Genomic DNA, 18708 nt, shown 5'->3' with positions numbered 1-18708 from the left:
GAGCTGCGTGATTCACCGAACGGGGTTGGCCGTCCTGCTGCTGGTGGTGGCGCTCGTCACGGGGTGCGGCACCGGATCCGCCGTCTACGACCTGGGAACGATCGTCCACGGGGGCGTCGGCAAGACGGCGGACGTCCGGCTCACGCCCGGCAAGCGGTTCTCCCTGGCGGTGGAGGAGAACGCCTCCGCCGGAGACAGCTGGCAGATGGCCGACCTGCCGGACGTCACGGTGGCGTCGTTCATCAGTGAGGAGTACCGCCCCGCGGCCCAAGGGGCCGGCGGGGTCCGCTACTTCGTCTTCAACGCCAAGCGTCCCGGCACGGCCACCGTCACGCTCTCCAACTGCCGGCGCTGCACGGCCGGCCGGACGCCCGCCGACGAGCAGAGCCGGCGCGCCTCGGGCGAGGCGATCTTCCGGATCACCGTCGCCTGAGCCGCCGCCCGCCGCCCGCCGTCCGCCGTCCGGTGCCGGAGGGGGCCGGGCGGGTGGCAGGCTCCCGGCGGGCGGTGCGAGGCTGATGTCCATGAATCGGTTGTCACAGGTCGACCTGTCGCGGAAACTGGCCAAGAGAGAGGCCGCCGAGCGGCTCGACGCCGCGCTGGAGCGCCTGCTGCGCCTGCGGCTCATCCTGGGCGGGCAGGTCGCGGACAAGCGCATCGGCCCCCCGCTCTGCGTGGTGTTCGAGGGCTGGGACGCCTCGGGCAAGGGAGGGGCCATCAAGCGGCTGGTGCGCCCGCTCGACCCGCGGCACGTGCGGGTCGCCCAGTTCGCGGCGCCGACCTACGACGAGAAGCGGCACCACTTCCTGTGGCGGTTCTGGCCCGTCCTGCCCGGCTGGGGCGGCATGGCCGTGCTCGACCGCTCCTGGTACGGGCGGGTGCTGGTGGAGCGGGTCGAGGGTTTCGCCACCGAGGAGCAGTGGTCGCGCGCCTACGGCGAGATCGTGGAGTTCGAGAGGACCCTCGCCGCCGAGGGAATGATCATGGTCAAGTTCTGGATGCACGTCTCCGAGGAGGAACAGCTCCGGCGCTTCCAGGACCGGGCGGACGACCCGCTGCGGGCGTGGAAGCTCACCGACGAGGACTGGCGCAACCGCGACAAGCGCCCGCAGTACGAGACGGCCGTGGAGGACATGCTCGCCCGCACCGACCATCCGAAGGCCCCCTGGCACGTGGTGGCGGGAGACGACAAGCGCCTGGCCCGGGTCACGGTCGTGGAGACGGTCTGCGCCGCGGTCGAGGCGGAGCTGGGGGCCCGGGGATACGACCTGGACGACCCCGCCGCCGATCCGGCCCGGACACGGTGACGGGCGTGACGGCCCCTCCGTCGCCGCCGGCGCGCCGGCCCGCGGTATCTCGGCTGGACCCGTACCGGGCTGTGACGGGTGTCCCGTGCGAAGGCGCCCCGGGCGGCTGAGTGCTGCCGTGGTGGCCCTCGTGGCGGGGCGGATCAGCTGGGGAAGAGCAGGGCGGGGATGGCCGCGACGCCGGGCAGGAGGTGGGTGTGGCGGACGGCGCCGAGGGCGGCGGCGTCCTGGCTGCCCGTGAGGACCCCGGCCACGATCGCCGCGCCCGCGTTCGTGCCGGCCTCCAGGTCGCGGACGGTGTCGCCGGCCGTTAGGACGTCGGCCACGTCGCGGACGCCGGTCGCCTCCATCGCCCGGAAGATCATGTACGGCGCCGGGCGGCCGGCCGGGACGTCGTCCACGCACACCACGGCGTCCAGGAAACCGTCGTCCCAGCCGATCTCCGCCAGCAGCGCCGCCGTCACCTCGCGGTCGAAGCCGGTGGTGAGCGCCACCCTGACGCCCGCCGCGCGCAGGGCGGTGATCGCCTCGGGGACGCCCGGCAGGGGCTCCGGCGGGCGGGCGGTGTAGGCGGCGCTCAGCCGGGCGCGGAAATCGGCGTAGGCGGCCTCCACGGCGGCCGGTCCGGGTGACCCGGCCAGGAGCGCGGTGATGGCCTCGCGTTTGTCGGCGCCCATCCAGCGCCGGATGTCGGCGGCGGCCGGAGCGCCGCCCGCGGCCCGCACGGCCTCCTCCAGCGCGAGGTAGACGGCACCGTGCTCCTCCACGGTGGTGCCGGCGATGTCCAGGACTGCCAGTTCGATCACGAGGTCTCTCCTTCGGGGGCTCGGACGGGGAGCGGGTCGTTGGGGCTGCGCAGCAGCGCCGGGTGGGCCTGCTGGGAGTTGTCGATGGTGAACGAGACGAGGTCGGGCCGGTAGCGGTCGTCGGAGAACTCCACGGGCTCGCCGCCGGCGGAGGAGGTCTGGCGGCGCTCGCGCAGCAGCGGCGCGCCCCGGGCGATGCCGAGGAGTCCGGCGTCGGTCTCGTCGGCGCCGATCGCGTCGATGGCGTGGCGGGCCCGGCTCAGGTCGACGCCGCGCCCGCTGAGGTAGGCGAAGACGGACCCGGAGTCGCAGTCGAAGTCGAACAGCAGCCGCCCGACGGCCCAGACGAACGTGGTGCGCTCGACCATGGCGGGCACCCCGTCCAGCAGCCGCAGGCGCAGCACCTGCACGATGGGCTCGCCCTCCTCCAGCCCGAGGGCGTCGCACGCCTCCGGGGTCGCCGGGCGGCGAGCGATCTCGAGCGTGTGCTGCCCGGGCGTGCGGCCCATCAGCTCCACCCAGCGGGAGAAGGACAGGAACGTCTCGAACGGCTGGGACATGCTCTGGCTGCGCACGACCGGCGGCTTGCCGCGCCCGCCGCCGATGAGCCCCTCGGCGCGCAGCGTGGCCAGCGCCTGGCGGATCGGGCCCCGCGAGATGTCCCACTGCTCGCAGAGCTGCGACTCGGAGGGAAGGGCCGCGCCCACCGGCAGCTCGCCGGAGCTGATGCGCCGGCGCAGGTCCGACGCGACACGTTCATGGAGAGGTGTGTCCATGTGACTTGACCATACAGGAGTCACGATATTCCGCAAAAGTCTCCCGATCCACTAAATAGCTGTTCTACATGCGTAAATGACGTGAAAACGAACGCGAGGTGACATGTTCGGCGCGGGGGTTGACGGTATCTCGGCGAGCCCGCGAGCGTACTTATCATGACAAGTTATTCGCCGTGGGACACGTCTCTCGACGCGGCCGACCTCGTGGTCGTCGGGGCGGGCATCGTGGGGCTGGCCCACGCCGTGGACGCCGTGGCCCGCGGGCTGTCCGTCGTGGTCGTCGAGCGGGACGAGCGCGCCATCGGCGCCTCGGTGCGCAACTTCGGGCACGGCTGCTTCACCGCCCAGGACGGCGACGCCCTGCGGTACGCGATGGCCGCCAGGACCACCTGGCTGCGCCTGGCCAGGGAGGCCGGGCTCTGGCTCGGCGAGGGCGGCACCGTCGTGGTCGCCCGCGCCGACGACGAGTACGCGGTCCTGGAGGAGTTCCACGCCGCCCGCGACGGCCAGTCCGTCCTGCTGGACGCCGCCCGCGTCGCCGAACGGGTGCCGGTGGGCCCCGGCGTCGTGGGCGGCGCCTGGTTCCCGCTGGACCTGCGCGTCGACCCCCGCCAGGCCGTGCACGCCGTCGCCGCCTGGCTGGCCGCCCGCGGCGTGCGCTTCCACTGGGGCACCGCCGCGCACCTCGTCGAGCCCGGCCTGGTGACCACCAGCCGGGGACGCGTCCGCGCCCGGCACGTCGTCCTGGCCGTCGGCCACGACGTCGACCGGCACTTCCCCGACCTGGCCGAGCACGCCGGGCTGCGCCGCTGCGTCCTGCGCATGCTGCGCGTGGCCGACCCGCACGACCGCCGTGTCGCCCCCGCGGTCCTGTCCGGCTTCTCGCTCCTGCGTTACGACGGCTTCGCCGCCTGCCCGACGGGGCCCGCCCTGCGCGCCCGCCTGGAGGCGGAGCGGCCGGCGCTGACCGGCCTCGGCCTGAACCTCATGTTCACCCAGCGCCCGGACGGCGACCTCACCATCGGCGACACGCACGCCTACGCCGTCACGCCGGAGCCGTTCGACGCCGACGAGCTCGACCGGAGCGTCCTGGCCGAGACCGCCCGCCTGCTGGGGACCGAGCGGCTGACGGTGCGGGAGCGGTGGCGCGGCGTCTACGCCTCGGCGCCCGACCCGTTCCTGGTCGCGGCCCCCATGCCCGGCGTGCGGGTGGTGTCGGTCACCTCCGGCATCGGCATGACCACCGCCCTGGGCCTGGCCCCCGAGGTTCTCGACGGCCTGCTGGCCTGACCACTCCCTGTGAACCCTTCCCCGAGGAGAAATCCCATGCGCGCACGACCTCTCCTGGCCGTCCTGGCCGTGGCCCCGGCCCTACTGCTGACCGGCTGCGGCGGTGGCGCCACCGAGGCCGCCGGCCCATCCGGCGCCACCTGCCCGGACGGCAGGATCCGCTTCGGCATCGAGCCGTACGAGGACCCGGCCAAGCTCAAGCCCGCCTACGAGACCCTGGCCGCCGCGCTCCAGCGCACGCTCGACTGCCCGGTCGAGCTGAAGATCGTCGAGGACTACTCGGCCGAGGTGCTGGCCATGCGCAACGGCCAGCTGGAGATGGCCCAGTTCGGTCCGCTCGGCTACGTCTTCGCCAGCACCATGGCCGACGCCCAGGCCGTCGCCTCCTTCGCGGACGCCAAGGGTGCCCTGACCACCTACACCGCCGGTATCTGGGTGCCTGCGAACTCGCCGATCACCTCGGTCAAGGACCTGGCCGGCAAGTCCCTGGCCCTGTCCAGCCCCGGATCGACCTCCGGCGACGCCCTGCCCCGCTACGCGCTCAAGACCGAGGGCGTGGCCGACTCCGCTCTAAAGATCGACTACGCGGGTGGGCATCCCGAGGCGCTGGTCGCGCTGGTCAACGGCAAGGTGGACGCCGCCGAGATCAACAGCCAGCAACTGGCCACCGCGCGGGCCGCCGGCACCTTCGACCCGGCGAAGTACCGCCAGATCTGGACCTCCGACCCCATCCCGAACGACCCGATCACCGTGTCGGGCAAGCTCGACCCGGCCCTGCGCGAAGCGATCGCCTCGGCGCTGCTGAAGCTGGGCCCGTCCGATGTGGCCAAGGTCGGCGCGTTCCTCGACGTGGACCCGCCCGGACCGCTCGCGGCCGTCGGCAAGGACACCTACAAGCCGCTGTTCGACCTGGCCGCCGCGCTAGGTCTGACCGAGAAGGACGTCTGACGATGACCGCCCCACGGGCGGCGACGGGCCCGGCCGCCCCCGCGTCCCCGCCGGGTCCCGCCACCCCGTCCCCGCAGGGTCCCCCCGCCGCCGCGTCTCCACGGGCTCTCGCGCCCACGTCCGCGCAGGGCGCCGCTCCGGGCACCGCCGCGCTGCCCGCGCTCGCCGTCCGCGGGCTGCGCAAGTCCTTCTCCGGCCGGACCGTCCTGGACGGCCTCGACCTCCGCCTCGCCGCCGGCGAGTTCCTCGCGCTACTGGGCGCCAACGGCAGCGGCAAGTCCACCGCGCTGCGCTGCGTCGTCGGCCTGGAGAGCGCCGACGCGGGCGAGGTCCTCCTCCAGGGACGGCCCCTCGACGCGGCCGGCGCGGCCGAGTCGGCCCGGCTGCGCCGGCGGATGGCGATGATCTTCCAGCAGATCCACCTCGTCCACCGCCGCAGCGCCCTGGACAACGTCTGCGCCGGAGCACTCGGACGGCTGCCGCTGCACCGCTCGCTCACCCCGGCCCTGTTCCCCCGCGAGCTGCGCGAGGAGGCCATGGCCTGCCTCGACCGCGTCGGGATGGCCGACCGCGCCGCCGAGCCGGCCGGTCGGCTGTCCGGCGGTCAGCGGCAACGGGTCGCCATCGCGCGCGCCCTGTGTCAGCGGGCGGAGATCATCCTCGCCGACGAGCCGGTCTCCGCCCTCGATCCGGCGGCGGCCGAGCAGGTGGTCGCCCTGCTGGCCGGTCTCGCCCACGACCAGGGCCTGGCTGTCGCCGCCGTGCTCCACCAGCCCGACCTGGCCCGGCGGCACGCCGACCGGGTGGCCGGACTGCTGCACGGGCGGGCCGCCCTCGACACCCCGGCCACGGCGCTCACCGACGCCCACCTCGACACCCTGTACGCCCCCGACCGCCATCACGCCGACCAGGAGCCCCGATGACCAGCACGGGCACGCTTCCGCCGGACGCCCGCCTCACCCCGCCCAGGCGGCGGCCCATCACGCCGGCGGCCGCCGTGGTCACCGTGATCATCGTGATCGCGCACGTCCTGGCCTGGAACGGCACAGAGTTCTCCCCTGCCGCCCTCGTGCAGGGCTGGCGCGGCATGGCGGACTTCGTCAGCCAGGCCATGCCTCCAAACCTGTCCTGGGAGGAGGTGCTCCTGCCCGGCCTGCGGGCCGCGCTCGTCACGCTGGGCATCGGGCTGCTGGGCACCACGTTCTCGGTGCCCTTCGCCCTCGGCCTCGCACTGCTGGCCGCGCGGACGACCGCGCCGAACCGCTGGGTCTACCAGGCGGCCCGGTCGGTGCTGTCGTTCCTGCGGGCGGTGCCCGACGTCGTCTTCGCGCTGGTCTTCGTCACCGCCGTGGGGCTGGGCCCGTTCGCGGGCGTGCTGGCGTTGATCCTCCACAACACGGGGGTGATGGGCAAGCTGTGGGCGGAGGCGATGGAGGAGATCGACCTCGGGCCGCGCGACGCCCTGCGGGTCGGCGGGGCGTCGGGACTCCAGGCCGCCGCGCACGCCGTGCTGCCGGCGGTGGTCCCGCAGTTCGTCGGGCTGCTGCTGTACCGCTTCGACGTCAACGTGCGCTCGTCGCTCGTGCTGGGCCTGGTGGGGGCCGGGGGCATCGGGTTCCTGATCAATCAGTCGATCAAGCTCTTCCGGTTCGACGAGATGGTCACCCACCTGGCGGTCGTCATGGTACTGGTGGTCGCGGTCGATCAGCTCTCCGCGTACGTGCGCCGCCGCGTCGGCTCCTGACCTGCCCCTGATCCGGCCCGGCCGGACGGCCGTTCCGCTACAGGTCAAGGCCGGAGCCGCCGAACCGCTCCCGCAGGAAACGGCCCTGGTCGCGCAGGGCCTGCTCGTCGCCCCGGTGCACGGCCCCGGCCACCTCGCGCAGCTTGGCCTCCAGCAGGTCGAGCTGGGCCAGGAGCTCCTCGTGGGCGCTGCGCTCGCGGTCCGCGCGGCGGCTGAGGGCGTAGGCGCGGGGCAGGTTGGCGTAGGCCTCCAGGCTGGCCGGCAGGTAGTCGCGGATCGTCTGGGAGACGATGTGCAGGTGGTCGGGGGAGGCGGTCAGCACCTCCGCCCGGCCCAGGACGCCGCTGAGCACGTCGGCCAGCCCGCCGAGCCTGGCCTGCACGTCGCCGGGGAAGCGCTGGGAGCTCTCCACCCCGCGCAGCAGGGCGTCGAGGTCGGCGCGGAGCAGGCCGGTCTCGACCTCGGCGTGGGAGACGGCCAGCCGGATCCGGTCCGGCGGGGCCAGCAGCGCGCCCACGCCGTACAGCCCGGCGACCACCACCGGCCAGAACGCGCCGGCCAGGCCGAGGAAGTGCGCCAGCGCCCCCAACAGGGCCAGGGCACAGCCGGCGATGTTCCTGGTGGAGCCGAGGTATCTCAGCACTCGCTCAGCGGACACGGCCGCCCCCGCCGGGCCGCACGGGCCGGGCCGGGCGGCCCGCACAGCGATCACTGGTAGCCACGGATCTCCTTGAACGCCGAGGCCAGCGACCCGCTGCGGGCGTCGAAGACGGCGCCCCGGGTCAGCTTGGCTATCTTCCTCATCTCCTCCACGTCGCTCTCGCCGAACAGCACGACGAACGTCCGGACCTGCTGCCGCTCCCGGGGGAGCGTCCGGTAGAAGAGCTCGAAGTCGTCGTAGGAGATGCCGTCGGTGTTCTCGCCGTCGGTCATCAGCACGACCGAGGTGTAGTGGCCCTGGCCGGTCCCGGCGGCCTGCTCGTAGGCGGCGCGCAGCCCGTCGAAGATCGCGGTTCCGCCGCCCGCCCGGAGGTTCTCGGCGTAGGCCCTGATCCGCGCCAGGACCGGCTGCGGGTCGCGTTCGGGCAGGGTGAACGGCTGCGGCTGCCCGGCGGAGCCGCTGAACGGGATCATGACCACGTCCTCCCTGCTGCGGAAGCGGGAGAACGTGCCGGAGGCCGAGGTGTCGGCGCCGGTGAGCGTGACCAGCGCCTGGCGCAGCGCCTCGATCCGCTCGCCGTCCATCGACCCCGAGGTGTCCAGCACGAACAGCGCCCGGGCGGGGACGCGCGCCTCGTCGAGGTAGGCGGTGATCAACGCGTCGGCGGCGGCCCGGCGGTTGGGGAACGGCAGCTCCAGCAGCGGCGCCGTGCCGAACTCCGGTCCGGGCCGGACCTCCGGGACGATCGGCCGCCGGTGGGTGGCGGTCATGATCTCCCGCTGCGTGTCCGGCCTCCGCAGCCAGCCGGTCAGCCTGCCGTACAGCTCCTTCTTCTCCGGCCTGGCCGAGGCCAGCAGGGTGAGCGGGTAGTCGGCGGTGACCACGCCGTCGCTCGGGCGGATCAGGCTCAGCCCCTCCAGGCCGAGCAGCACCGACTCGTAGTTGACGATGCCGTCCACCCCGCCCTCCCGGCTGTAGGCGTCGGCCAGCCAGCCGGAGGACCCCGAGGTCAGCCGCTGGGCGGAGAAGAACTCCTTGAGCCTGGGCGTGACCGCCGCGACCTGCTCACCGCTCAGCGCCTCCCCGGCGTCCGACAGCGCGGCGGCCACCCCGACCAGCGCGGAGAAGCCCGAGTTGGAGGAGGCGGGGTTGGCCATGCCGAAGGTGAACCGCTTCTCCCGCGCGGCGGTCGCGATCTGCTCCCAGGTCACCGGCCTGTCCGCCCAGCCCAGCTCCCGCGCCTTGGCGGCGGTGAGACCGAGGACCACCGGGGAGGACATGATCCTGGTCTCGGTGGACAGCCGGGCCGTCGCGCCGTCGATCAGCGACAGGTAGCGGTTGGAGGAGAACCAGATCGCGTCGTAGGAGCCGTCCGCGCCGCCGCCGGCCACCTGCTCGGCGCCGTCCAGGGTCCCGGTGTAGGAGATCCTCACCCGCACGCCGGAGCGGCGCAGCATCGGCTCCAGGTCCTTGACCTCGCTGCCGGCCAGCACCCGCAGCACGTCCGGGCCGTCCTCGGGCGCGTCCCCGGAGGAGCACGCCACCGGCGTGGCCAGCGCCAGCAGCGCCAGCGCCGCCGCCGCCCGCCGCACGGCGGAGCGGACGGCCCGGCGGCGCGAGGAGGGCCCGGCCGGCGCGGAAGGCGGGGGCGGGGGAGGCGTGGTGCTCATGAGGCGGCCTCGGCGCGGTCGAGGTAGGTCCTGGCGTGGGTGAGTTCGGTGCTCAGGCTGTCGACGGTGACGGCCATGCTCTCCACGGCCTGCGAGCGGAAGCTGTCGATCATGTCCATGGTGGCGTAGACGTTGTCGAAGGCCCGGCGCAGCACGTCCATGTCGACGGTGGTGGAGGCGGCCTGGTTCTGGACGGCGCCGGCCTGGGTGCGCAGCATCTCGCTGGTGGCCAGGATCAGGTCACCGGTGGTGGAGTTGAGCGCGGTGATCTGGTCAAGCACCAGCTTCTGGTTGGCCAGCGCCTGGGCCACGGTCACCGCGGTGCGCAGTGCGGCGACCGTCGTGGTGGTGGCCCGGTCCACCCCTTTGCTCAGCTCCAGGTTGTTCTTGCGGACCAGGTCCAGGGCCAGGTAGCCCTGGACCGAGACCGCGAGCTGGGTGAGGATGTCCTGGTGCTTCTGCCGTACGGCGAACAGCGCGTCGGAGCGGAGCGCGGTGGCCCTGTCGGGATCGGTCGCCTCCAGGAGGAGGATGCGTTGCTCCAGCGCGTCGTCGATCGCGGCGGCCAGCACCGCGTACTCCTGCAGGCGGGTCATCGCCTCCCACAGGTCCGCCTTCTCGCCCTCGATCGCGGCGTTGTCCTTCAGCAGCTCGTCCTGGCCGGACCTCAGCGCCCGGATGATGTCGTCCAGCTGCTTCTGGGCGGTCTGGTACTTGGCGAAGTAGTCGCGCAGCCGGTCTCCGAAGGGGATCAGTCCCAGCAGCTTGCGGGGACCGCTCGCCGCCTGTTTGGGATCGAGGTCCACCACCGTACGGCGCAGCGCGACCAGCCGGCCCGCCACCCGGCCCTGGGCGTCGGCGCCTTCCCCCTTGGCCGCCGCCAGGGCGGCCACCGGGCGTTTGAGCATCCGGTCGGCCACCTGGGAGGCGGAGCGGATCTCGGTGTCGCCCATCGAGGAGATGTCATGCACCTTGCGGGTGAAGTCCGGCACCCGGGGGTCCATCGCGGTCAGTTCCGCGGTGAACCCCTGTGCCTTGGCGGTGAGTTCGGCCTCGCGGCCGTCCGCCAGGGGGAGCATGGTGACCGCCGTCGAGGCGGGCACGGCGGCCACCGGGGCGGGAGGGGTCAGGGTCAGTCCGCTGTCGGCCATGTCAGGGCCTTCCTTCGGTCCGCGGTACGGCGCCGCTCGCGTACAGCCGCTCGATGTCGGAGATGAGCTCCTCCAGGTGCTCGTAGGTGGGCGGCTCCACCACGTCCACCAGATCCCGTGCCACCGGCGCCTTGTGCTTGGCGACCAGGTCGGCGAACGCCCCCGGGTCGGCGGTGCGGAAACCGTGTCGCGCGGCGAGGTTCCTGAGCTCGGGATCCTCGGTCAGCAGCCGCCCGACCTCGGCCGCCTGCGAGGTGAACGGCACCAGCGTGTGTTTGCTCAACACGGTGGGCGCGGGGTAGAGCAGCCGCATTTCCGGCCGGATCGAGCCGTCGCCGGCGAACACGCGGGACAGGTACTGGGCCTCGTAGATCATGACCATCGGCGTCTTGCCCGACCCCATGACCAGGTAGTCGTCGAACGGGGCCTCGGTCGACGACTGTGAGTAGCCCTGGTCGAGGAAGATCGGCGCCACCGCCCTGGCCACCTCGGGCACCCGGGCCGGGGCGGCGACCACGTCCTCGCCGTTGGCGACGTAGCTGGTCATCGCCAGATACATGGCCGCGGAGTTGGAGGTCCTGATGTCGGTGGTGGTCAGCAGCACCCGCTTGCGCGCCGGATAGGCGCTGTTGCCCGGCAGCCGGTCCCACCGGGTGCCCTTGGCCACCAGGTCCAGGTACGCGGCGAGGTCGAGCACCCGGTAGCCCCGGCCCGAGTCGCGTACCAGCCCGGCCTCGGCCAGGACGTCGGCGATCGGCTGGAACGTGGCGACCGCCATGGGGGAGTAGAAGGGGGAGAACGTCGTGGAGACCTTCCGGTCCTTCTTGATCTTCTCCGCGGCGGGGAGGCTGGAGGGGAACGCGAACGCGTAGTCGTCGAGCCTGACCTCGGTCGCGATCTGCCGGGATCCGGCGGTGTCCACCTCCACCCGCAGCCCGTGCCGCTCGAACGCCGCGCGCACCCGCGGGTCGTCGAAGAACGGCTTCTTCTCCGAGCCGATCACACCCCGCACCGTGGCCGGCCCGCCGCCTCCGCCGCCCAGGACGACCGCCGTCACCACCACGGCGCCGAGCAGCAGCGCGAGAACGACGCCGATCAACCGTTTCATTCCACCTCATTTCTTCAAATAGCCTCTCTTCTGGGAATTATGGGAGGGCAAGAAATGGGGCGTGTGCCGGATATCGGGGTATGCGACAGAATTAAGTCCCTGTTCACTCGCCCGTCATCCGGAAAGGTGGGGCACATGCGGTTGAGGTCGTGGCTCGGCAGGCTGGACCGGCGGCTGTTCGCCGTGGTGGCGGACGCCAGGCTCCCCGGCCTCGAGGGCCTCGTGCCCGCCCTGTCGCGCGCGGCCGACAACTCGCTGCTGTGGGCCGGCCTCGCCGGGGCGCTGGCGGTCAGCGGGCGGCGACCGCTGCGCCGCGCCGCGACCCGCGGGCTGCTGGCGATCAGCCTGGCCAGCCCCCTGGTGAACCTGGTCGGCAAGCAGGCCTTCGGCCGGACCCGGCCGTCGCTGGACGGCCTCCCGCTGGCACGGATGATCAAGATGCCCGCCTCGGCGTCGTTCCCGTCCGGCCACTCGGCCTCGGCGGCCGCGTTCGCCACCGCCGTGGCCATGGAGGCGCCCGGCGCGGTCGCGGCCCCCGTCGCGCTGCTGGCGGCGGCGGTCTGCTTCTCCCGCGTCTACACCGGCGTGCACTACCCGGGCGACGTCCTGGTGGGGGCCGCGATCGGCGTGGCGACCGGGCTGGCCACCCGGCGGCTCTGGCCGGAGGCGGTGACGGGCGCGCCGCGCGTCGTCACCGCGCCGCCGGTGCCCGGCCACGACCCCGGCGGCGGGGGCGTGGTGGCCGTGGTCAACCCCACGGCGGGCGGCGCCCCCGTCACGGCCACGGCGGTGCGGGCCTGGCTGCCCGAGGCCGAGGTGGTCGAGGCGGACGGCCCGGACCTGGGAGAGCTGATGGACGGGGCCGCGGCCAGGGCCCGGGTGCTGGCGGTCGCCGGGGGCGACGGCACGGTCAACCGCGGGGCGCAGGCCGCGCTGGAGCACCGCAGGCCGCTGCTGGTCATCCCGGGCGGGACGCTCGACCACTTCGCCGGGGCGCTGGGCCTGCGCGGTCCCGAGGACGCGATGACCGCCTACCGCTCGGGCGGGGTGGTCGCGGTGGACGTGGGGGAGGTGGCCGGCCGGATCTTCCTCAACAACGCCGCCCTCGGCGTCTACCCGGAGGTCGTCGACCGGCGCGAGTCCCTGGAGCAGCGTGTCGGCAAGTGGCCCGCGCTGCTGTGGGCCCTGGGCCGCGTGCTGCGCACCGCCGAGCCGGAGGAGGTGATCGTCGACGGCGTGCCCCGGCGGATCTGGCTGCTGTTCGTCGGCAACTGCCGCTACGACTCGCGCGGCGCCGCCCCGCGCCTGAGGCGGAGGCTGGAGGACGGGCTGCTGGACATCCGGCTGCTGACCGCGGCCCCCCGGCTGCCGCGGCTGCGCGCCCTCACCAGCGTGCTGCTGGGCGGGCTCGGCCTGTCCAGGCACTACCAGCAGTGGCAGGCCGACACGCTGAAGGTCTCCTCCTCCGGCGCGCTACGGCTGGCACGCGACGGCGAGACGTCCGTCGTCCCCGGGGAGGTGGAGTTCACCAAGCGGCCCCGGTCCCTGTACGTGATCCGTCCCGTCGGCTAGGACCCGGCTGGGCGGCAGGCGGGTCCCGCCCCCGTCCCGGCGGCGGCCCTTCCGGGAATCGCTTTCACCGGCCTGCCCATCCGCGCCGTCTTCGATATCCCGATAAATTACGAAATTTAAATGCGGGGGTTGGTGAATTCTCCATCCGCCCCGGTGAGAGCGGCCGGTGCGCCGATCCCGGACCGGGCGGGACACCGCCGGAGAAACGCCGATCCACATTGACGTGTCGTGATCGATCCGGCGATAGTGGGGCAGGTGACTACCCCCCGACTGCTGTCCTGCGCCGTGATCACCGTGCTGGCCCTGAGCGCCTGCACCTCCGGCGCCCCCAGTGAGCCCGTGGTCGGCACTTCCAGCGCGAGCGGCGTGACGGGAGCCGGCGGGACGGGCGCGCCCTCCAGCGGCACGCCCACCCCGGCGGGGCTGACCACCGAGGAATACCGCGCGGAGCTCGGCAGGGCGCGCGGCCCGATCAGAGACGCGCTCAAGAAGCTCGACGCCACCGGCGTCAAGGGGCTCGACAAGCGGCTGGAGCAGACGGTCACCGCGATGGAGGAGGCGGTCGCCGGGCTGGAGGCCCTGACCCCGCCGCCCGAGGTGGGGGCCGAGCACGGTGACTACGTCGGCGCGCTGCGGCGGCTCGTGGGCGCGCTGGGCGCCGCCCAGGAGGACGTGCGGGCGCAGGACGTCTGCACCGGCCCCGCCGTGCTGAGCGGGGTGGCCGAGAGCGGGCAGCTGTCGCCGGTCCGCAAGAGCGCGGACGCGCTGGCCGACCTGGGCGACTACAGCACCGACGTCGTCCCGGTGAAGGTCGCCGGGGAGAGGTCCCGCCGCCTGCCCAACGGCAGATACATCGCCTCCGAGAGCCGCCCCGGGCGCGCCCATCTCGAGCTGAGGAACGGCAACACCCGGGACGCGGTCGTGGTGCTGGTGCGCGGCAAGAAGAAGGCGATCCGCGTCTACGTCCGCAAGAAGTCGAAATTCAAGATCCGGGGCGTGCGGGACGGCAACTACAAGGTCTACTACACCCTCGGCACCGACTGGGATTCCAAGGCCCGCAGCTTCACCCGCTCGTGCTCCTTCGAGCAGTTCGGCAAGTCCGTGCGGTTCAGGACGGTCCGCACCGCGACCCAGATCCGCTGGAGCAACTGGACCATGACGCTGAACGCCGTCGCGGGAGGCACCGTGCGGCCCAAGCGCATCAAGCCGGGCGACTTCCCCGGCTGACCGGCCGGGTCCGCGGTGGCGCGGGCCGGGCCGGCGCGCCCCGGACGCGAGGACCGCGATCCCCTGACGGGATCGCGGTCCGGGTCTCCCCCCTGATCGGATCAGGTCGAGAAGAGCATCCCCACCCAGCTGCGCTGGCGGTGGTGGCCGTAGTGACCGCCGTGGTGCGGCGCGCCCCAGGCGGGGGCGCCGTGCACCGGCGGCGGAGGCGGCGGCGGGGGAGCGGCATGCGACTGGGACCACTGGCTCTCCATGCGAGTCAGCGTCTCGAGCTCGCCATAGTCCAGGAAGATCCCGCGACAGCCGTCACACTGGTCGATATGGACGCCATTGCGCTCATAAGTGCGCATAGCGCCGCGACACTTCGGGCACTGCATCTGGCTGATCTCCTTGTCCTTGGCATTGTGTTGAAGTAACCACAACCTACTGCGTGGGCACACTATGACAGGCGCTCCGGAGCTGAACAATCCTCTGGCAGGTGTCGACCAGCACCTGCTCGACCTCGTCCAGGGGCCGTCCCTCCCGTCCCGCCGTGGCCACCGCCGCCGCCGTGAGCTGCACGGTCATCGCCTGCGCCGGCAGGTCGAGCCGCTCCCACGGGTCGCCGTCGGCCCCGGCGGCGCGCCCGCCCGCGGCCCGGTAGGCCCCGAGGAAGCGCCGCCACACCTCCGGATCCAGCAGGCCGGCCGCGAACCAGGCGGCCGGTCTGGCCAGGTCCCAGGCCGGATCGCCGATCCCCAGGTCGTCGATGTCGATGAGGATCCACTCGTCCCGGACGCGGACCAGCTGACCCATGTGCCAGTCGCCGTGCGCGAGGGAGCCGGGCCCGGCGCCGAGCGGGGGCAGGCAGGCCAGGGCCCGGCGCACGACGCGCTCGGCGGCCGAGCCGCCGTCCAGGCGGGCGACCGTGGCGGCGACCCGGGCGGGCCCGCCCGCGGCCGGCAGCGGGGGCAGCGCCCGCGCCGGCACGGCGTGCAGCCGGGCCAGCAGCCGCGCGGCCGCCTCCCACGGGGCCGCGTCGGGATCCCCGTGGTCCACCGGGGTCCCGGCCGGCCACACGGTGACCAGCCGGCCGTGGACGGTCGTGACCTCCTCGGTCACCGGTTCGAGCAGGACGCCGCGTAGCGCCGGGTGCGCCACGGCCCGCATCCGCTCCGCCAGCGGAGCCTGCGGCGCCCCGGGGGCGTGCGCCTTCACCACGACGGACCCGGCCCGTACGATGATCACGTCCGGCCTGGTCGGCAGCACCTCGGCGGGCGCGTCGCCGTACCGGACGCCGATCCGGCGCAGTTCCTCGATCAGGTCGTCGCTGTCGCTCATCGGGCAAGTGAACCACTGATCCACGACGTGCCGTGCGGGCGCATAAGGTGCATGGCATGAGGATCGGATTCGCGGTGCCGGTGTCGGGATCCTGGGCGACGCCCGCCAACATGGTGCGGGTCGCACGCCGGGCCGAGGAGCTCGGCTACCACGAGGTGTGGACCTTCCAGCGCCTGCTCTACCCGCAGGGGCACCCGATGGGTCCGGTCTACCGCAGCGTGCACGACCCGGTGGTCACGCTCTCCTACCTGGCGGGGGTGACCGGCCGGGTCCGGCTCGGCGTGGCGGTGCTCAACATGCCGTTCGCCTCGCCGGTGCTGCTGGCCAAGCAGCTGGCCAGCCTGCAGGCGGTCTCCGGCGGCCGGCTGGACGTCGGGCTCGGGCTGGGCTGGCTGCCGGAGGAGTTCACAGCCTCGGGGGTGCCCTTCGAGCGGCGCGGGCGGCGCGGGGAGGAGTTCGTCCACGTGCTGCGGCGGCTGTGGTCGGAGGAGGTCGTGGAGCACAAGGGGGAGTTCTACGAACTGCCGCCCGTCCACCAGGACCCCAAGCCGCTCACGCAGCCGCCGATCCTGCTGGGCGGGAGCGCGGAGGTGGCGCTGCGCCGCGCGGGGCGCCTGGCGGACGGCTGGATCAGTTCGAGCCGCGAGGACCTCGACCGCGTCGACGAAAAAATCTACATAGTAAAGGAAGCGGCCCGGGCCGCCGGACGGGATCCGGATGCGCTGCGCTTCGTCACCCGCGGAGTCACCCGGGTCCGTCCCTCCGGAGCCGCCGGCCGCGCCCCGCTGACCGGCTCGTTCGAGGAGATCCGGCAGGACGTGGCCGCCCTGGAGGCCAGGGGCGTCACCGACGTCTTCCACGACCTCAACTTCGATCCGGAGATCGGCTCGCCGGACGCCGACCCGGAGGAGTCGATGCGCAAGGCGGAAGCCGCGCTGGAGGCCCTCGCGCCATGACCAAGCGTTTGGTTGGATAAGGGCATGAGGGAACAGGAGATCGCGGACCGGCTGGAGATCGGCGACCTGCTCGCCAAATACGCCTACGCCATCGACACCGGAGACTGGGACCGGCTCGACCTGGTGTTCACCGCGGACGCGGTGATCGACTACACGGCGGCCGGCGGCATCCGGGGCACCCGGGAGGAGGCCCGGCGCTGGCTGGCCGAGGTGCTGCCGCAGTGGCCGGGCCGCCAGCACCTGATCGGGGCGACGACCGTCAGGTTCGAGGGGGACGAGGCCGTGGTCACGGCCTCCTTCACCGACACGCTCGCCCCGTCCAGGGACATGGTCGCCGCCGGCGCCCCCGGGCTCATCCACGGCGGGGGGTGGTACCACCACCGCATGATCCGCACGCCCTACGGCTGGCGCAGCAGGGAACTGGTCGAGGAGCAGGGCTGGCGCACCATCCAGTAGGCACCCGGACCGGCCGGCGGCCGCCCGGCGGCCGGTCCGTTCCGGGGCTTCCGCGTGGGCCTGATGACATACCGCCCGCTCCGGACCTGTCATCCTTGTTCCGTACCTGTTGGCCTGGAACGCGGGGGAACGGTGGACGAGCGCAAGCCGATCGAGTGCTGGTTGTCGGACATGGACGGGGTCCTCGTCCACGAGGGACACCCGGTGCCAGGGGCCGAGGAGTTCATCCGCCGCCTGCGTGAGTCCGGCAGGCGGTTCCTGGTGCTGACCAACAACTCCATCTACACCCCGCGCGATCTGGCCGTACGGCTGCGCGCGGCCGGTCTGGAGATCCCGTCGGAGGCGATCTGGACGTCGGCGCTGGCCACGGCGAAGTTCCTGGACGGCCAGCGCCCCGGCGGCTCCGCCTACGTGATCGGCGAGGCGGGGCTGACCACCGCGCTGCACGAGGTGGGCTACGTCCTCACCGACATCGACCCCGACTACGTGGTGCTCGGCGAGACCCGCACCTACAGCTTCACCCAGATCACCCGGGCGATCCGGCTGATCGAGGGCGGCGCCCGGTTCATCGCCACCAACCCCGACCCGGTCGGCCCGTCCAACGAGGGCTCGCTGCCCGCCTGCGGCGCGGTCGCGGCGATGATCACCAAGGCGACCGGCGTGGAGCCCTACTTCGTGGGCAAGCCCAACCCGATGATGATGCGCAGCGCGCTGCGGGCCATCGACGGCCACAGCGAGAGCACCGCCATGATCGGTGACCGGATGGACACCGACATCGTCTCCGGGATGGAGGCGGGGCTGCACACGATCCTGGTGCTCAGCGGTGTCATGACCAAGGGGCAGATCGACCGCTACCCGTTCCGCCCGTCCCGGGTGGTCGACTCGGTCGCCGACCTGATCGGCCTGATCGACGGTGATACCTGACATGAGGTGTCAGTCACCGCTGCGACGATGTGGGGCATGACGGACGTTTATCTGGAGATCGGCCCGAAGAAGGTCTTCGCCTGCTCGGTCGAGTGGCCGGGATGGTGCCGCATCGGCAGGTCGGAGGAGCTGGCGCTGGAGGCGCTGGCGGGCTACGCGCCGCGCTACCGGGTGATCGCCGAGCGGGCCGGGCTGACGTTCGAGCCCGGTGACCCGGTGGTCGTGGAGCGGGTCCGGGGAGGCTCGACCACCGACTTCGGGGCGATCGAGGCGGTCGCCGGCCTGGACGCGGAGCCGGTGGGGGCCGCCGAGGCGGCGCGTACCGTCGCGCTGGTCAGGGCGGCGTGGGAGCTGTTCGAGGAGGCTGCGGCCGGCTCGCCGGAGGAGCTGAGGAAGGGGCCGCGCGGCGGTGGCCGCGACCGGGACAAGATGGTCGCCCACGTGGTCGAGGCCGAGCGCGCCTACGCCCGCAAGGTCGGGGTGCGGCACCGGCCCTTCCATGACGCCTCGGGTCTGGCGGCCATGCGCGCGGAGCTCGCCGAGGTGCTGGCCAGGCCCTCCGACGGCGCCCCCGTGGTCTCCGGCGGCTGGCCCGCCCGCTACGCCGCCCGCCGGATCGCCTGGCATGTCATCGACCACCTGTGGGAGATGCAGGACCGCCACGGCTGAGCCCCGGCCGGCGCGCTTTCCGGCGAATCGCGGCCGCGAACAATGGCGTGCGGCAAGGGGAGCGCCCGGGATGAATGTGTTTCCGGGATGAAAGTGATTTATGCCGCATAAGGCGTTAATTTA

20 protein-coding genes and 1 pseudogene are annotated in these 18708 nt (G+C 73.2%); 12 read left to right on the top strand and 9 right to left on the bottom strand.

Annotated elements, in window-relative coordinates:
• Positions 1–7 precede the first annotated feature (7 nt).
• Together ACZ6R6_RS33130 and ACZ6R6_RS33125 are read left to right on the top strand one after the other, a co-directional pair.
• Positions 8–433, top strand: coding sequence for a protease inhibitor I42 family protein (locus ACZ6R6_RS33130; protein WP_470100037.1), 426 nt, complete (start codon positions 8–10; stop codon positions 431–433).
• 91 nt (positions 434–524) lie between these two features.
• On the top strand, positions 525–1307 hold the full coding sequence (locus ACZ6R6_RS33125; RefSeq protein ID WP_470100035.1) for a polyphosphate kinase 2 family protein: 783 nt from the start codon (positions 525–527) through the stop codon (positions 1305–1307).
• A 143-nt stretch (positions 1308–1450) separates the two neighbouring features.
• On the opposite strand, the gene ACZ6R6_RS33120 is transcribed toward ACZ6R6_RS33125, so the two are convergent.
• Positions 1451–2113, bottom strand: coding sequence for a phosphonatase-like hydrolase (locus ACZ6R6_RS33120; RefSeq protein ID WP_470100033.1), 663 nt, complete (start codon positions 2111–2113; stop codon positions 1451–1453).
• Positions 2110–2889: a GntR family transcriptional regulator gene (locus tag ACZ6R6_RS33115; protein WP_470100031.1), complete on the bottom strand. Its 780-nt coding sequence runs from the start codon at positions 2887–2889 to the stop codon at positions 2110–2112. Before ACZ6R6_RS33115 ends, ACZ6R6_RS33120 begins: the two co-directional genes overlap by 4 nt.
• Positions 2890–3045: 156 nt before the next feature.
• Between ACZ6R6_RS33115 and ACZ6R6_RS33110 the strand changes: the two genes are divergently transcribed.
• The 4 genes from ACZ6R6_RS33110 to phnE are packed head-to-tail and all read left to right on the top strand — an operon-like array spanning position 3046 to position 6871.
• The gene (locus ACZ6R6_RS33110; RefSeq protein ID WP_470100029.1) at positions 3046–4179 is read left to right on the top strand and encodes a TIGR03364 family FAD-dependent oxidoreductase; all 1134 of its coding nucleotides are present in this window, start codon (positions 3046–3048) and stop codon (positions 4177–4179) included.
• Between the two features lie 36 nt (positions 4180–4215).
• The gene (locus ACZ6R6_RS33105; RefSeq protein WP_470100027.1) at positions 4216–5127 is read left to right on the top strand and encodes a phosphate/phosphite/phosphonate ABC transporter substrate-binding protein; all 912 of its coding nucleotides are present in this window, start codon (positions 4216–4218) and stop codon (positions 5125–5127) included.
• 2 nt (positions 5128–5129) lie between these two features.
• Complete coding sequence (locus ACZ6R6_RS33100) at positions 5130–6050, top strand: phosphonate ABC transporter ATP-binding protein (RefSeq protein ID WP_470100025.1); 921 nt, start codon at positions 5130–5132, stop codon at positions 6048–6050.
• A complete protein-coding gene (gene phnE / locus ACZ6R6_RS33095; protein ID WP_470100023.1) occupies positions 6047–6871 on the top strand; it encodes a phosphonate ABC transporter, permease protein PhnE in 825 nt (274 codons plus the stop codon). The genes ACZ6R6_RS33100 and phnE overlap by 4 nt, the downstream gene beginning before the upstream one ends.
• Positions 6872–6908: 37 nt before the next feature.
• Here the strand turns inward: phnE and ACZ6R6_RS33090 are convergent, their stop codons facing one another.
• The 4 genes from ACZ6R6_RS33090 to ACZ6R6_RS33075 are packed head-to-tail and all read right to left on the bottom strand — an operon-like array spanning position 6909 to position 11461.
• Positions 6909–7529 carry a hypothetical protein gene (locus ACZ6R6_RS33090; RefSeq protein WP_470100021.1) on the bottom strand — a complete coding sequence of 207 codons (621 nt, stop codon included), beginning with the start codon at positions 7527–7529 and terminating at the stop codon, positions 6909–6911.
• Between the two features lie 50 nt (positions 7530–7579).
• Positions 7580–9202 carry a vWA domain-containing protein gene (locus ACZ6R6_RS33085; RefSeq protein ID WP_470100019.1) on the bottom strand — a complete coding sequence of 541 codons (1623 nt, stop codon included), beginning with the start codon at positions 9200–9202 and terminating at the stop codon, positions 7580–7582.
• Positions 9199–10353, bottom strand: coding sequence for a toxic anion resistance protein (locus tag ACZ6R6_RS33080; protein ID WP_470100017.1), 1155 nt, complete (start codon positions 10351–10353; stop codon positions 9199–9201). Before ACZ6R6_RS33080 ends, ACZ6R6_RS33085 begins: the two co-directional genes overlap by 4 nt.
• Position 10354: 1 nt before the next feature.
• Positions 10355–11461 carry a hypothetical protein gene (locus tag ACZ6R6_RS33075; protein WP_470100015.1) on the bottom strand — a complete coding sequence of 369 codons (1107 nt, stop codon included), beginning with the start codon at positions 11459–11461 and terminating at the stop codon, positions 10355–10357.
• Positions 11462–11596: 135 nt separating this feature from the next.
• Here ACZ6R6_RS33075 and ACZ6R6_RS33070 point away from each other — a divergent pair, with 135 nt between their 5' ends.
• Positions 11597–13033: a phosphatase PAP2 family protein gene (locus tag ACZ6R6_RS33070; protein WP_470100014.1), complete on the top strand. Its 1437-nt coding sequence runs from the start codon at positions 11597–11599 to the stop codon at positions 13031–13033.
• A gap of 255 nt (positions 13034–13288) precedes the next feature.
• A complete protein-coding gene (locus ACZ6R6_RS33065) occupies positions 13289–14260 on the top strand; it encodes a hypothetical protein (RefSeq protein WP_470100012.1) in 972 nt (323 codons plus the stop codon).
• A 101-nt stretch (positions 14261–14361) separates the two neighbouring features.
• Here the strand turns inward: ACZ6R6_RS33065 and ACZ6R6_RS33060 are convergent, their stop codons facing one another.
• The 3 genes and pseudogenes from ACZ6R6_RS33060 to ACZ6R6_RS33050 form a co-directional block, all read right to left on the bottom strand.
• Positions 14362–14514, bottom strand: a complete 153-nt coding sequence (locus tag ACZ6R6_RS33060; protein WP_370879609.1) for a hypothetical protein — start codon at positions 14512–14514, stop codon at positions 14362–14364.
• 15 nt (positions 14515–14529) lie between these two features.
• Positions 14530–14637, bottom strand: a pseudogene (locus ACZ6R6_RS33055) (TFIIB-type zinc ribbon-containing protein); the annotation flags it as partial.
• Positions 14638–14683: 46 nt separating this feature from the next.
• Entirely contained in the window at positions 14684–15580 is an 897-nt protein-coding gene (locus ACZ6R6_RS33050; RefSeq protein ID WP_470100010.1) for a phosphotransferase family protein, read from the bottom strand.
• Positions 15581–15636: 56 nt separating this feature from the next.
• Here ACZ6R6_RS33050 and ACZ6R6_RS33045 point away from each other — a divergent pair, with 56 nt between their 5' ends.
• From ACZ6R6_RS33045 to ACZ6R6_RS33030, 4 genes are all read left to right on the top strand, one after another.
• The gene (locus ACZ6R6_RS33045) at positions 15637–16536 is read left to right on the top strand and encodes a TIGR03619 family F420-dependent LLM class oxidoreductase (protein ID WP_470100008.1); all 900 of its coding nucleotides are present in this window, start codon (positions 15637–15639) and stop codon (positions 16534–16536) included.
• A gap of 24 nt (positions 16537–16560) precedes the next feature.
• Entirely contained in the window at positions 16561–16992 is a 432-nt protein-coding gene (locus tag ACZ6R6_RS33040) for a nuclear transport factor 2 family protein (protein ID WP_306858153.1), read from the top strand.
• A 132-nt stretch (positions 16993–17124) separates the two neighbouring features.
• Positions 17125–17916, top strand: a complete 792-nt coding sequence (locus ACZ6R6_RS33035; protein ID WP_470100006.1) for an HAD-IIA family hydrolase — start codon at positions 17125–17127, stop codon at positions 17914–17916.
• Between the two features lie 36 nt (positions 17917–17952).
• The gene (locus ACZ6R6_RS33030) at positions 17953–18585 is read left to right on the top strand and encodes a DsbA family protein (protein WP_470100004.1); all 633 of its coding nucleotides are present in this window, start codon (positions 17953–17955) and stop codon (positions 18583–18585) included.
• Positions 18586–18708 lie beyond the last annotated feature (123 nt).

It is taken from the genome of Streptosporangium sp. NPDC048886 (genome assembly GCF_055586905.1).
This window is presented reverse-complemented; position numbering and strand designations above follow the sequence as displayed.